Source organism: Frondihabitans sp. 4ASC-45, from assembly GCF_049472575.1.
Taxonomy (GTDB): Bacteria; Actinomycetota; Actinomycetes; order Actinomycetales; family Microbacteriaceae; genus Frondihabitans.
Genome location: NZ_JBCEBN010000007.1, coordinates 185769 through 198768 on the forward strand (window position 1 = coordinate 185769; position 13000 = coordinate 198768).

14 protein-coding genes are annotated in these 13000 nt (G+C 68.8%); 7 read left to right on the plus strand and 7 right to left on the minus strand.

Going from position 1 to position 13000, the window contains the following annotated elements; translation table 11 throughout:
- Positions 1-34: 34 nt before the first annotated feature.
- On the minus strand, positions 35-1300 hold the full coding sequence (locus VH571_RS12410; protein WP_423264852.1) for a uracil-xanthine permease family protein: 1266 nt from the start codon (positions 1298-1300) through the stop codon (positions 35-37).
- Between the two features lie 59 nt (positions 1301-1359).
- Here VH571_RS12410 and VH571_RS12415 point away from each other — a divergent pair, with 59 nt between their 5' ends.
- Entirely contained in the window at positions 1360-3324 is a 1965-nt protein-coding gene (locus VH571_RS12415) for a M13 family metallopeptidase (RefSeq protein ID WP_423264853.1), read from the plus strand.
- Between the two features lie 7 nt (positions 3325-3331).
- Positions 3332-4300 (plus strand): serine hydrolase, encoded by a 969-nt coding sequence (locus VH571_RS12420; RefSeq protein ID WP_423264854.1) that lies wholly within the window; start codon positions 3332-3334, stop codon positions 4298-4300.
- A gap of 18 nt (positions 4301-4318) precedes the next feature.
- Here the strand turns inward: VH571_RS12420 and VH571_RS12425 are convergent, their stop codons facing one another.
- The gene (locus tag VH571_RS12425) at positions 4319-4972 is read right to left on the minus strand and encodes a DUF4232 domain-containing protein (protein ID WP_423264855.1); all 654 of its coding nucleotides are present in this window, start codon (positions 4970-4972) and stop codon (positions 4319-4321) included.
- A 26-nt stretch (positions 4973-4998) separates the two neighbouring features.
- Positions 4999-5397, minus strand: coding sequence for an NUDIX hydrolase (locus VH571_RS12430; RefSeq protein WP_055964371.1), 399 nt, complete (start codon positions 5395-5397; stop codon positions 4999-5001).
- A gap of 131 nt (positions 5398-5528) precedes the next feature.
- On the opposite strand from VH571_RS12430, the gene VH571_RS12435 reads away from it, so the two are divergent.
- Positions 5529-6176 carry a hypothetical protein gene (locus VH571_RS12435; protein WP_055964374.1) on the plus strand — a complete coding sequence of 216 codons (648 nt, stop codon included), beginning with the start codon at positions 5529-5531 and terminating at the stop codon, positions 6174-6176.
- A gap of 26 nt (positions 6177-6202) precedes the next feature.
- Here the strand turns inward: VH571_RS12435 and VH571_RS12440 are convergent, their stop codons facing one another.
- On the minus strand, positions 6203-6781 hold the full coding sequence (locus tag VH571_RS12440; RefSeq protein WP_423264856.1) for a GNAT family N-acetyltransferase: 579 nt from the start codon (positions 6779-6781) through the stop codon (positions 6203-6205).
- A 17-nt stretch (positions 6782-6798) separates the two neighbouring features.
- Positions 6799-8109 carry a glutamyl-tRNA reductase gene (locus VH571_RS12445; RefSeq protein WP_423264857.1) on the minus strand — a complete coding sequence of 437 codons (1311 nt, stop codon included), beginning with the start codon at positions 8107-8109 and terminating at the stop codon, positions 6799-6801.
- 92 nt (positions 8110-8201) lie between these two features.
- Here VH571_RS12445 and VH571_RS12450 point away from each other — a divergent pair, with 92 nt between their 5' ends.
- Entirely contained in the window at positions 8202-8747 is a 546-nt protein-coding gene (locus VH571_RS12450; RefSeq protein WP_423264858.1) for a GNAT family N-acetyltransferase, read from the plus strand.
- On the opposite strand, the gene VH571_RS12455 is transcribed toward VH571_RS12450, so the two are convergent.
- Together VH571_RS12455 and VH571_RS12460 are read right to left on the minus strand one after the other, a co-directional pair.
- Entirely contained in the window at positions 8744-9604 is an 861-nt protein-coding gene (locus tag VH571_RS12455; RefSeq protein WP_423264859.1) for a bile acid:sodium symporter family protein, read from the minus strand. The two genes, VH571_RS12450 and VH571_RS12455, sit on opposite strands and share 4 nt — an antisense overlap.
- Positions 9604-10068 carry a YybH family protein gene (locus tag VH571_RS12460; protein WP_423264861.1) on the minus strand — a complete coding sequence of 155 codons (465 nt, stop codon included), beginning with the start codon at positions 10066-10068 and terminating at the stop codon, positions 9604-9606. The genes VH571_RS12455 and VH571_RS12460 overlap by 1 nt, the downstream gene beginning before the upstream one ends.
- Before the next feature lie 60 nt (positions 10069-10128).
- Here VH571_RS12460 and hemE point away from each other — a divergent pair, with 60 nt between their 5' ends.
- From hemE to VH571_RS12475, 3 genes are all read left to right on the plus strand, one after another.
- Complete coding sequence (gene hemE, locus VH571_RS12465; RefSeq protein WP_423264862.1) at positions 10129-11202, plus strand: uroporphyrinogen decarboxylase; 1074 nt, start codon at positions 10129-10131, stop codon at positions 11200-11202.
- Positions 11199-12581, plus strand: coding sequence for a protoporphyrinogen/coproporphyrinogen oxidase (locus VH571_RS12470; protein WP_423264863.1), 1383 nt, complete (start codon positions 11199-11201; stop codon positions 12579-12581). The genes hemE and VH571_RS12470 overlap by 4 nt, the downstream gene beginning before the upstream one ends.
- A gap of 112 nt (positions 12582-12693) precedes the next feature.
- Positions 12694-12969 carry a hypothetical protein gene (locus VH571_RS12475; RefSeq protein ID WP_123940001.1) on the plus strand — a complete coding sequence of 92 codons (276 nt, stop codon included), beginning with the start codon at positions 12694-12696 and terminating at the stop codon, positions 12967-12969.
- Positions 12970-13000 lie beyond the last annotated feature (31 nt).

Sequence of the window (13000 nt, forward strand, 5' to 3'; positions counted from 1 at the left end):
TTCAAATTCGGCACGGGGCCCGAGACTGCGGCGCTCACTCGGTCTGGCGAGCCCTGCCGACGGCGCTCATGAGGTGATAGACGACGACGGCCGCCACCGTGCCGAGGATGATGCCGCCGAAGGTCGCCCCGCCGACCGTAAAGGTGAGGTTCGCGATACCCATGGCCAGCGCGATACCCGCCGTCAGCTGGTTCTTCGGCTTCGAGAAGTCGACGCGGTTCTCGACCCAGATGCGGATGCCGATGATGCCGATCAGGCCGTAGAGAGCGATGGTGACGCCGCCGAGGACGCCGGCCGGAACGGTGTTGATGATTGCTCCGACCTTCGGAGAGAGGCTGAGGAGGATGGCGATGATGCCGGCCACCCAGTAGGCCGCCGTCGAGAAGACGCGCGTGGCGCTCATGACGCCGATGTTCTCGCCGTACGTGGTCGTGGCCGAGCCGCCGCCGACACCGGCGAGCACGGTCGAGATGCCGTCGGCGAAGAGGGCGCGACCGGTGACCCGGTCGAGATCGCGGTTGGTGAGCTGGCCGACGCCCTTGACGTGCCCGACGTTCTCGGCGACGAGCGCCAGGACGATCGGGAGGAACCCGGCGTAGACGGCCAGGTTCGAGGCGTCGAAGGAGGGCGCCGTGAAGTGGGGAAGGCCGAGCCACTTGGCCGAGTCGACCTTGCTGAAATCGACCACGCCTCCGATCACAGCTGCGACGTAGCCGACCACGAGTCCGATCACGATGGAGAGGCGGCCGAGGATCCCGCGGAACACCACCGCACTCAGCACGACGGCGGCCAGCGTGATGACCGCCACGAGCGGGGAGGCCTGAAAGTTCTTGCCCGCGGTCGGTGCCAGGTTGAAACCGATCAGGGCGACGATCGAGCCGCTCACGACGGGCGGCAGCAGCGAGTCGATCCACCTCGTGCCGAGCAGGTGCACGACGACCCCGACGATCGCGAGCAGCGCCCCGACGACGATGATGCCGCTGAGCGCGAGCGGAATTCCGCCGATCTTCGTCGCGGCTCCGATCGGGGCCAGGAACGCGAACGACGACCCGAGATAGCTCGGCAGCTTGTTCTGCGTGATGAGGAGGAAGAGGAGTGTGCCGATGCCCGAGAAGAAGAGGGTCGTCGACGGCGGGAATCCGGTGATCAGCGGAACGAAGAACGTCGCACCGAACATGGCGACGACGTGCTGCCCTCCGAGCCCGATCGTGCGAGGCCAGGTGAGGCGCTCCTCGGGGAGGACGATCTCGGACTGACCGACGTTCTTACCGTCGCCGTGCAGCTTCCAGGGGAGGGGCATGCAGAGACTGTACTGGCGGCGGAGAGGCCGCTGTCGGACGGCGCGCCTAGGCTTGAGCCATGACAGACGTTGCTGCTGCATCCGGAATCCTGACCGACGACCTCGACCCCGCGGTCCGCCCGCAAGACGACCTGTTCCGCCACGTGAACGGGCGCTGGATCGCCGAGACCGCGATTCCCGAAGACAAGGCGCGCTGGGGCTCGTTCTACCTCCTGGCCGAGGCCGCCGAGAAGGCCGTCCGCGAGATCATCGACGAGTCGCAGGGCGCCGAACCCGGCACCGAGGCTCGCAAGGTCGGCGACCTGTTCACCAGCTTCCTCGACGAAGACACCATCGAGTCGCTCGGGGCCACGCCCATCCAGCCGTTACTCGCCACCGTCGACGGCGTCGTCACCGTCGACGCCCTCCTCGAGACCGTCGGCCGCTTCGAGCTGCAGGGCGTCTCCGGCTTCGTTCAGCTCTTCGTCGACAACGACCCGGGCAACCCCGAGCGCTACATCGTCTTCGTCGAGCAGGGCGGCCTCGGCCTTCCCGACGAGTCCTACTACCGCGAAGAGAAGTTCGCCGACATCCGCACGGCCTACCGCTCGTACATCCAGACCATGTTCGAGCTCTCAGGATCCGACGCTGCCGAAGAGCGCGCGGCGCGCGTCCTCGAGATCGAGACTTCGATCGCGTCCCACCACTGGGACAACGTGGCGACCCGCGAATCCGAGAAGACCTACAACCTCCTGCCGTGGGCAGACGCCGCGGCGCTCGCCGACGGTATCGACCTCGGCGTCTGGCGCGACGCCGTCGGTGCGCCGGCCGGCACCTTCGACGAGATCGTCGTGCGTCAGCCGTCGTTCGTCGAAGGTCTCGCATCGCTGCTCACTGAAGACAACCTCGAGGCCTGGCGCGACTGGCTGCGATTCCAGATCATCCGGTCGTTCGCGGCCTACCTGTCGAGCGGCTTCGTGAAGGCGAACTTCGACTTCTACGGCAAGACCCTCACGGGCACGCCGGTGCAGCGAGTGCGCTGGAAGCGCGGGGTCTCGCTCGTCGAAGGAGCGATGGGTGAGGCCGTCGGCCGCATCTACGTCGACCGCCACTTCAATCGAGACGCGAAGACGACGATGGACGTCCTGGTGGCGAACCTCGTCGAGGCGTACCGGCAGAGCATCACGGGCCTCGACTGGATGACCGACGAGACCCGCGAGAGGGCGCTCGACAAGCTGTCGAAGTTCACGCCGAAGATCGGGTTCCCCGTCAAGTGGCGCGACTACTCGGCGCTCGAGATCGACGCGGGCGACCTCGTCGGAAACATCCAAGCCACCGCCGTGTTCGGCTTCAACCGCGAGCTCGGCAAGATCGGCAAGCCGATCGACCGCGACGAGTGGTTCATGACCCCGCAGACGATCAACGCGTACTACAACCCCGGTTTCAACGAGATCGTGTTCCCGGCGGCGATCCTGCAGTTCCCCTTCTTCGATGAGACCCGTGACCCCGCAGCCAACTACGGTGCGATCGGTGCAGTGATCGGTCACGAGATCGGCCACGGCTTCGACGACCAGGGCTCGAAGTACGACGGCGACGGCCGACTCACCGACTGGTGGACGTCGGCCGACCGCGAGGCCTTCGAGAAGCTGACGACGTCTCTCATCGCTCAGTACGACGCACTCGAGCCCGCGCAGACCCCCGGCCACCACGTCAACGGCGCTCTCACCATCGGCGAGAACATCGGCGACCTCGGCGGGCTCTCGATCGCCTGGAAGGCCTACCTCATCTCGCTCGACGGGGAAGAACCGCCGGTGATCGACGGCCTCTCGGGCGCCGAACGCTTCTTCCTCAGCTGGGCGCAGGCCTGGCAGATGAAGATCCGCGACGAGGAGGCGATCCGACTGATGTCGATCGACCCGCACTCGCCCAACGAATTCCGGTGCAACCAGATCGTCCGCAACATTGACGAGTTCTACGAGGCTTTCGGCGTCACCGAAACCGACGCCCTCTGGCTGCCCGCCGACCAGCGAGTCACGATCTGGTAGGAGCAGCATGGCCGGGGAGGGTGGTGCGGAGCGGAGTCGCCGCGCTCGCGACGCTGATCCGGGGCGGCACCGCACCGACCGCTCGGGTTCGTCGGCGCACGCTCGGCTGAACGGCGCCGAAGACCGCTCGGCGCCGTTCGAGCGCAGTTTTCGGGCACTCGGATCCTTGGCTTTCGCGAATGCGCGAGTATCGGCGGCGGCGGCCGACCTCGACACGGGTGAGACGCTGCTGGCAATCGACGAGACCGTCGCCCTGCCGACGGCGGAAGTCGGGAGGCTGCTGCTGCTCGTGGAGGTCGCGGCCCAGCTCGGCGCGGGCCGTATCGCACCGCTCGACCAGGTGGCGCGCGAGGCGGGCCGAGACGGCGGAGGAGGCGTCGACGACCCACGCGCGGGTGGGCTGTGGTCGTCGCTGCTGCTGCCGAGCCTCGGGGTGATCGACGCGGCGACCCTCGTGGGTGCCGTGCGCGATCCGGTGGCCACCAACGGGCTGATCCGACTCGTCGGCTTTGACGCGATCCGTGCCCGAGGCGAATCGCTCGGCCTGCGTCGAACCGCGCTACTGGACTACACGCGTGCCACCCGCGGCCCCGACGATGCCCCGCAGTCGTCCGTCGGCTCGACCGCCGAACTCCAGCAACTGTTCGGCGATCTGGTGGCCGGTCGCTGCGTCGACCGAGGCGCCAGCAATCGCGTGCTCGGATGGCTCTCGGCAGGCAGCGACCTGTCGCTGGTGGCGTCGGCGTTCGGTCTCGACCCGGTCGCACACCGGGCAAGCGACCATGGGCTCCAGCTCGTCAACATCACGGGGGCCGACCGCGGCGTCCGCAGTGAGGCCGGTGCACTGCGAGGGAGCCACCGAGGCGTCTCGTACGCCGTCACCGTCGAGTTCGACGACGCCGACCTCGAGACGCGCCTCGGGGTGCTAGACGTGTTCCGCACCGTCGGGCTCGACCTGCTGGAGCGTGTCAGTTGAGCCCGTTCGAGCCTGCCGTTACTGGTGCAATGCGCCCACGGTGAAGAGCGACACCGACGTCGACTTGCAACCGGTCACCGCGGCGTACGTCGCGAAGATGGAGGATTTGCTGCCGGGCGGGTAGACGCGGAACCCGTCGCCCTTGGCGGGCTTGCACTGCGACCGCTCGTAGTTGTCGGCCTGGACGATCTGCAGCTGGGCCTGGGCGGATGCACCTGCCTTGAGGCTCACGGTGGCGTGCGCCGAGCTCCGGTCGAGCTTCGCGGCCTTGCCGATCTGGGTGCCGTTGCCCGACCCGACCAGAGAGACTCCGGGCCACCCCTGCAGGGTGCAGGTGCTCGAGCCCTTGTTCGTGAGCGAGAGGTTCACGTACGTGCTCCCGGCCGCGCCGCCCGAGCCACTGACGATCGCCGCGGAGAGGTTCGACGAAGTGCAGGTGGTGACGGCCGGAGCGGCGGTGCTGCCCGACCCGGAGGTCGCCGACGGGCTCGACGTCGTCGACGGCGTGACGGGGGGCGTCGTCGTGGCATCGGGGGTCGCCGGTGCCGCGGTCACGGTATCGGTGACGGTAGGGGTGCTCGCGGGGTCGTCGTTCGACGACGAGCAGCCGGCCAGACCGGCGACCACGATGGCTGAGGCGGCCAGCACGGAGAGGGAGGTGGGGATACGCATGGTTCTACCCTGCCACCAACCCGCTGTCAGTCGATCACTCCGAGGAATGACATTCGCCGGAGCGTCTCTACACCCGCGGGAGGGCAGCGATCGGCATCCGCCGTCGTGACCCAGGCGAGTGAACCGATCTCGCTGCTCGGACGGGGCTCCTCGTCGGTCTCGGCGGAGTAGAGCGTCATCTCGACGAGCCGCCCGTCGGGCTCACCGTGCGCCTGTTCGGAGACGGTGAAAAGCGGCTGGACACCGGCGGGGTCGAGCGTGAGCGCGACCTCCTCACGCGCCTCTCGCACCAGCGCGTCGGCCCCGCTCTCGCCCGGTTCGACTTTGCCCCCGGGCAGGTACAGGACGTCGCGGCCTCGCGCCGTCACCATCAGGAGTCGGCGATCACGGACGAGGGCGAGTGCGCTGACGACGATCGGATCCATCCGTCAATCCTCTCGCGGAAGGTGCCTCGATCGATTCCCCTGAGCTTCTTGACACCGCAATATAACTGTGAAATATTCAATTCCGCAGTGTCCAACCCCCCCCTCTTACTTCACAGATCAGGACTCAGCCCATGCCCGCAGGGAACACCACCACGACTCTCCGACCGACCTTGATCGTCGAGCCATTCGACTACTTCCTCGTCGACATCGCCACCGGCCGTTTTCTGCCGGGCGACGGGGTCCATGCCGAGCAGCTCGCCCACGAGCACGGTCTCAGCGTCGAGGATGCTCACGAGGTGATCGAGACGGCCTGGCGCCTCGGGTTCGTCACGCGTCAGGGGATGGCGACCGGTGGGATCCTGATCTACACGCCCGAGGCGTCGCAGGTGCACCTGCACCGGCTCGCCCGCGCGCTGGTGTCGGCTGTCTCCTGCGGCCCGCGCGGAGCCGGCACCATTGGCCTCATCGACGGCGAGCAGACCCGCTTCGGTGCGGTCGAGCTCTTCGGCCTCACGACTCCCTGCGATGTCGAGCTGTTCCTCGAGCTGTGCCGCGCGCTTCTCGGCACCTGGGCACCCCACCTCCTCGAGGAGCTCGCCGTGCCCGTCGCCGTGCTTTTCTCCGAGTCGGCCCAGGCCGTTCACGGCATCGAGTTCGCTGCACCGCCGGTTGTCCGACGAGAGCTGGTGTGCTCGATGGTCCGGTCGCTCATCGACGGGCGGCCCGACGACTTCGCCGCTCACGTCGCCGACTACGTTGTGGCGATGGCGGTCGCTTGAACCCTTTCGTTCCGCGGAGGCTCTACCTAGCGGGGGCGGAGGTCGTGGCGTTGTCGCCACTCCGACGCGAGGATCGCGTAGATGCCGGTGTCTGACCATCGTCCTTTGTAAAAGAGGTCTTCGACGAGGTGGGCTTCCTGTCGCATCCCGAGCTTTCGGCACAGCGCTACCGAGCCGGCATTGAGCGGATCGAGCTCGGCGTGAACCCGGTGGCTGCCGAGGTCGTCGACGCACAGCTCGATCATGCGCGTGGCCGCCTCGAAGGCGTAGCCGCGACCCTGAAATGCGGGGTTGAGGATCCAGCCGACCTCGCTCTGCCGCGAGTCGACGCTGGTCAGGCGCACGTTCACCTCGCCCATCACCCGGCCGGGCTCGCTCTTCGTGGTCACCGCGAGAACGAGCGAGTCGCCGTCGTGCTCGAGGTGCGTCATCATGCTCCGCCGCGCAAGGTGCTCGGCGGCCTCGCTTCGAGAGCGAACGGGCCAGAGCATGAACCGAAGTGCTTCGGGATCGGACTGATACGCGAAGACATCGTCGAGATCAGCCGGCGTCAAGGGACGCAAGAGCAGGCGATCGGTCTCGAGAGAAGAGACGGTGACGGGCACGGGTGGGCGGGTTCTGCTCAGCCCGCCGTGGCCTCGCGGCCATCGGCGTGACTCGCTTCACGGCGGGCGGATGCCGGGCGCAGAGGCGTCGGAGCCGTCGCGGCCCGAGTGTCGGTGAGGCCGAACAGAGCCTCGAGGCCATCGCGGAAGTCTTCGCCGCGGCCCTCGCGCGCGAGTTCGCGCGCTCGAACCGACGGCGTGTGGAGCAGCACACCGGCCAGGTGCCGGAGAGCCTGCTCCGTGCGCTCGGTCGAATCGCCGCGACCCCTCGCCCGCTCGATCTCGGCGTCGAGGATGTCGAAGACGTGCTTGCGCAGAGCGACGACGGCCGGTGAGAGCGACTGCTCGGCCGCGACCGCCTGGAACTCGGCGGCGGCCGTGGAGACCAGGGCACGCGCGTCGTCGGCAGCGGTCAGCTCTTTGAGCGGGGCATGGAGGCTGATGGTCTCGAGGTCGAGCAGCTCAACGCCGACGACCTTCGAGACGAGCGGGTCGACGTTGCGGGGAAGGCCGAGGTCGATGACGAGGCGTCGGGCGCCCGCGGCGACGACGTCGGGAGTCACGAGCGGCTCGGTCGTCGTCGTGCACGTGATCAGAACGTCGCTCCAGGCGATTGCCTCGGTGAGGTCGGTGTGCGGTGCGACGTCGTGCTTCGCGCCGAACCAGCTCGCTCGGCCCGAGGCGGAGTACACGCCGATCTGCTCGGCACCGCGGTCGCGGAGGGCGGCGACGGTCGTCGCGGCGTACTGGCCGGTGCCGACGAGCAGGATCCGGGCCTGGCTCCAGTCGGTCACTCGACTCGACGCCAGCTCGAGGGCAAGACGCACGAGCGAGCGACTCGCACCGCCCACGTTGGTGAGGTTCTTGATGCCGCGCGACGTGTGCGAGGCCTTCTGGAACAGGCGCTCGAGATCGGACGAGGTGGTGCCGTCGGTGCGGGCGCGCTCGAGGGAGCGGCGCACCTGGCCCGAGATCTCGTCTTCGCCGACGACGACCGACTCGAGGCCGGAACTCACGGCGAAGAGGTGCTCGACGACGCCTTCGCCGGTGATCACCGTGATGCTGTCGCGGAGGTCGTCGGGCTCGACGCTCGAGGCCTCGCTCATGGCCTGGATGGTGGCCTCGACCGCGAGGGTGCTCGCCGCGGTCAGGGGCTCGTCGACGTCGAGGTAGGCCTCGAAACGGTTGCACGTCGCGAGCACGACGGCGCCCGAGACGAAATCACTGGAATCGACGAGGGTAGTGGCTGCCGTGGGTGCGCCGACGCTCAACTTCTCGAGGAGGTCGAAGCTGGCGTTCTGATGAGACGCCGTCAGGCAGATGAGCACGACAGATATGGTAACTCTCGCTTCTCGGCTGTGCATTGGCTGGACTCGCCGTCGAGAGAGTCGGTGCCCCGACGGCCGGTAGATTCGGGGGCGTGCTTCTATCGCGACAGGCCACAGAGAACGACATCGATCCGCTGGTGGCGCTCGTCACGTCGGCCTATCGCGGCGACGCGAGTCGTGAGGGCTGGACGACCGAGGCGCACCTTCTCGAGGGGCAGCGAATCGACGCCGACCTGCTCACCGCCGACCTCGACAACCCCCACGGCCTCGTTCTGGTCTGGGTGGATCAGGACGAGACGGGAGAGGGGGCCGCTGACGCGATCGTCGCCTGCTGCAACCTCGTGCGGAAGCCCGACGGCGTCGCCTACTTCGGCATGTTCGCGGTCTCGCCCGGGCGGCAGGGTGCGGGGCTCGGCAAGCAGATCTTGGCCGAGGCCGAGCGGGTGGCCCGCGAGGAGTGGTCGGCGTCGGCCCTCGAGATCACGGTGCTGGAGCCGCGGAGCGAGCTCCTGGCGTTTTACGACCGCCGCGGCTTCACGGCCACTGGATCTTTCGTGCCGTTCCCCTACGGCGACCCGCGGTTCGGCGAACCCCTTCGCGACGACCTGCGCATGGTCGTGATGCGCAAGGCCCTTTAGCGGTCATTCGGCGTTCGCGCCCGGGTAAGGGCGGGTCGCGCCACTCCGAACCCGAAGGCGAGAGCCAGCACGTTCATGACGAGCACGTAGACGGCCGCCGGAACCGCCGCCTCGGGCAGGCCTAGGGCACTGGTGGCGACGAAGATCGCGACTCCGGCATTGTGGATCCCGATCTCGAACGCCGCGGTGATCGCTCGTCGCACGTCGATGCCGGCCAGTCGGGGCGCGAGGTATCCGATGGTGAAACTCCCCGCCCCGAGAAGGGCGGCCGCGGCGACCAGCCCGCCCAGGTTCGCCACGACCGTCGGCCAGGCGGGGACGACCGCCGTGATCACCAGGAGCGCGAGGACGACCATCGAGGCGATCCGAACAGGGCGTTCGGCTCGCGCGGCCGTCGCGGGTCGGAGGTGGCGTAAGAGCATGCCGAGCGCGACCGGAAGCAGCACGGTGGCGGCCATCTCGACGACCTTGCCGGGTTGGAGGCCGACTCCCTCGCCGTTCGGCAGGTAGAGGGAGGTCGCCAGGTGGACGAGCACGGGAATCGTGAGCAGTGAGATGACGCTGTTGATCGCCGTGAGGCTGATGTTCACCGCTACTTCTCCGCCGAAGAGGTGACTGAAGAGGTTCGCTGTCGCGCCGCCGGGAGAGGCGGCCAGGATCACCAGCCCGACCGCGAAGAGGGGCGGCAGCTGCAGGGCCGCGACCAGGCCGAAGCAGAAGGCGGGCAGCACGACGAGCTGGCAGGCGAGCGCGACGATCAGCAGCCCCGGACGACGCAGGGCGCGCGCGAAGTCGGACGGCGTCAGCGTCACCCCGAGCCCGAACATGATGATCGCCAGGGCGACAGGAACGAGCATCAGTCTGAGCTCCGCCCGAGTCGAGGGGGCCGGGAGAGGGTCGGTGGGTGGTCGCCGTGGCGATGAAGGATCCGCCAGCCCTCGCTCGTCTTTCTGTAGATGTGCGTGACCCGGATGGTCACCTCCGTCGCCGGAGCACCGTCGACCGAGACGACTCCGCGTTCACTACCCACGGTCCACGCCGTGTCTCCCGTCTCGACGACGACGTCATAACGGGGAACGAGCGGCCCGCCGGAGAAACGCGAGGCGACCCAGTCGAGGGTTGCATCAATGTCGGCCTGGCCGCGTTCCATCGTTCCCCAGGCGCCGAACAGCGTCGAGTCGGTCGTATCGGCCCAGCAGGCCTTGTACGCATGGGCGTCGCCCCTTCCCATGTCGGCGAGGCCCTCTTCGACCTGCCGAAGGGCCCGGCTGAATTCGTCGTCCGCTTCCCACTCCCTTGCACGATATGAGGTAGAATACACTCTACATACGATTGACAAGGCGTGGCCGGGTTTCCAGGGCGAAGTGCGACAATTCAGCACGTGAACACGACCGCCAGCCCGACGCTCCCCGACTCGCACCCGCTCGCCTCCGGCTTGACCGCCGGATCGCCTCTGGTGCGCGCCCTCCGCGGCGATCGACCCGACACTCTGCCGGTGTGGTTCATGCGACAGGCGGGGCGGTCTCTGCCCGAGTATCGCGAGCTGCGCGTCGGCACGAAGATGCTCGACGCCTGCCTGGATCCTGCGCTGTCCAGCGAGATCACCCTGCAGCCGGTACGACGGCACAAAGTCGACGCGGGCATCTTCTTCAGCGACATCGTGGTGCCGATCAAGCTGGCGGGGGTGGGCGTCGAGATCGTTCCCGGACGCGGTCCCGTGCTCGACGAGCCGATCCGGAGCGCGAGCGATGTCGCCAAGCTGCGCCCGCTGGATCCTGACGCTCTCGCCCCGATCGCCGAGGGCGTCGCCCGCACGGTGGCCGAGCTGGGTGAAACCCCCCTGATCGGTTTCGCCGGTGCCCCGTTCACGCTGGCGGCCTATCTCGTCGAGGGCGGACCGTCGAAAGACCACATCCGTGCCCGCACGCTCATGCACTCCGACCCCGAGACCTGGGACGCCCTGCTGACCTGGGCGGCCGACGTGACGGGGGCGTTCCTCCGGGCGCAGATCCTCGCGGGGGCGAGCGCCGGCCAGCTGTTCGACTCGTGGGTCGGATCGCTGTCGCTTCGCGACTACGTCGATCGCGTGGCTCCCTACTCGGCTCGGGCGATGTCGCACATCGACGGGCTCGAGGTGCCGCGCATCCACTTCGGTGTCGGCTCGGGCGAGGTCCTGGCGGCCATGCGCGATGTCGGGACCGACGCGGTGGGGGTCGACTGGAGGATCCCGCTCGACGAGGCATCCCGACGTCTCGGAGGCGACACGGTCGTGCAGGGCAACATCGATCCGGCGCTGCTGCAGGCGCCGTGGCCGGTGCTCGAGGCGCACGTCCGTGACATCGTCCAGCGCGGAAAATCGGCTCCGGCCCACGTGCTCAACCTCGGCCACGGTGTGAACCCCGACACCGACCCGAGCGTGCTCACCCGCATCGTCGAGCTGGCCCACACGCTGTGACCGCCGGCTCCCCCTTCAGGCCCGACGTCGGCGAACACGCGACGGCGGTCGTCGTCGGCGGCGGAGTCGCCGGGCTCGTCGTCGCACGCGACCTCGGCAAGGCCGGTCGGCGCGTCACGCTGCTCGAAGCCTCCGCGCGCCTCGGCGGCGAGGTGCAGCGGCACTCGGTGGCGGGCATCGACCTCGACTCGGGCGCCGAGAGCTTCGCCACGAAGACCGACGCGATCCAGACCCTCGCCACGCAGCTCGGGCTGGGCAACGAGATCGTGAACCCCGACCCGCGCGGAGCCTGGGTCATCCAGCCCGACGGCACGGCGTTCGAGCTGCCGAAGACCGGGCTGCTCGGCATTCCGGGCACGCCGATGGCCAAAGACGTGATCGACGTGATCGGCACCGGCGCCGCCCTACGCGCTGAGATGGACTCCCTCCTGCCCGGCCCGGTGGGGGCGAAAGAGCAGAAGCTCGGCCCGCTCGTGCGGCGCCGCATGGGTCGCGCGGTGCTCGACAAGCTGGTCACGCCCGTGGTTCAGGGCGTCCACTCGGCGCACCCCGACGACCTCGACGTCGACCGGGTCGCACCGGGGCTCCGCCAGGCACTCCTCCACGAGAACTCCCTGGCCCGCGCGGTCCGGGCACTCCGCGAGGCGTCACCCGCGGGGTCGGCCGTCGGCGGGATCCGCGGCGGCATCGTGCGACTGGTCGACGAGCTCGCCGCCGACCTCGAGATGTACGGTGTCGAGGTCCGGTTCGGCGCTCGCGTCACGGCCTACGAAGCCCACTCGGTGACTCTCGACACCGGCGAACAGCTCGCTGCCGACACGGTCGTCGTCGCCCTCGGCGGCCGCGACGCGGCCCGGCTTGACGGCGCCCTCGACGACGGCACCAGCCAAGGATCCACCGGCTCGGCCAGCGAGACCGGCCTCATCACGCTCGCGACCCTCGTCGTGAGAGACCCCGCGCTCGATGCGGCTCCCCGTGGCACGGGCGTGCTGGTGGCACCGGGGGCGCCCGGAATCCGCGCGAAAGCCCTCACCCACGCCACCGTCAAGTGGGACTGGGTGGCCGAGCGGGCGGACGGGCGCCACGTGCTCCGGCTCAGCTACAGCGCGCCGGCGGTGGGGAGAGCGACGTCGGACGACGAACTGCGGTCGCTCGCGATCGACGATGCGTCGCGGATCCTCGGCCTGTCGGTCGACCCGGCGTCTGTCGAGGGGTTCGCGCGAGTGGAATGGGACGGCCCCTACCGCGGGGCCGGATCGGCGGGGCGCGAGGTTCCCGGAGTGGTGCGCGTCGGCGGTGCTGTCGCCGGTCGCGGTCTCGCGGGCGTGGTCGCCGACGCACGACTCAAGGTCGCCGAGATCCTGTCGCCGGAGGTGTAGCGGAGGGCTTCCGGCCCTGTTGCGAACTCGTGCGGCGAACGGCCCCCGGGTCGGACTAGCCTAGAAGCACTGCGCCGGTGTTCTCCGTGCAGTCCTGACTTTTGGAGGCTTCATGCGAGGCAAGCTGATTTTCGTCGCGGGAGCGGCCGCCGGGTACGTTCTGGGTTCGAGGGCGGGCCACCAGCGCTACGAGCAGATCGCCAGCGGCGCCTCGAAGTTCTGGAACAGCCGTGGCGTGCAGAAGCAGGTCGTCAAGGTCGAAGACGCGGCCGGTCAGATCCTGCCCCGCGTCGTCACCGGTCTGTTCCACCTCGTCGTGTGGGGCGTCAAGAAGATCCTGGGCATCCAGTCGAAGCCCAAGACGACCAGCACCGCCGCACGCCGCTGACGCCGCTCCGCCTCGGCGGAACCGATTTTTT

Coding starts and splice junctions, on each gene's coding strand:
- VH571_RS12410 (WP_423264852.1), bottom strand. CDS start 1,300: ATGCCCCTCCCCTGGAAGCTGCACGGCGACGGTAAGAACGTCGGTCAG.
- VH571_RS12415 (WP_423264853.1), top strand. CDS start 1,360: ATGACAGACGTTGCTGCTGCATCCGGAATCCTGACCGACGACCTCGAC.
- VH571_RS12420 (WP_423264854.1), top strand. CDS start 3,332: ATGGCCGGGGAGGGTGGTGCGGAGCGGAGTCGCCGCGCTCGCGACGCT.
- VH571_RS12425 (WP_423264855.1), bottom strand. CDS start 4,972: ATGCGTATCCCCACCTCCCTCTCCGTGCTGGCCGCCTCAGCCATCGTG.
- VH571_RS12430 (WP_055964371.1), bottom strand. CDS start 5,397: ATGGATCCGATCGTCGTCAGCGCACTCGCCCTCGTCCGTGATCGCCGA.
- VH571_RS12435 (WP_055964374.1), top strand. CDS start 5,529: ATGCCCGCAGGGAACACCACCACGACTCTCCGACCGACCTTGATCGTC.
- VH571_RS12455 (WP_423264859.1), bottom strand. CDS start 9,604: ATGCTCGTTCCTGTCGCCCTGGCGATCATCATGTTCGGGCTCGGGGTG.
- VH571_RS12475 (WP_123940001.1), top strand. CDS start 12,694: ATGCGAGGCAAGCTGATTTTCGTCGCGGGAGCGGCCGCCGGGTACGTT.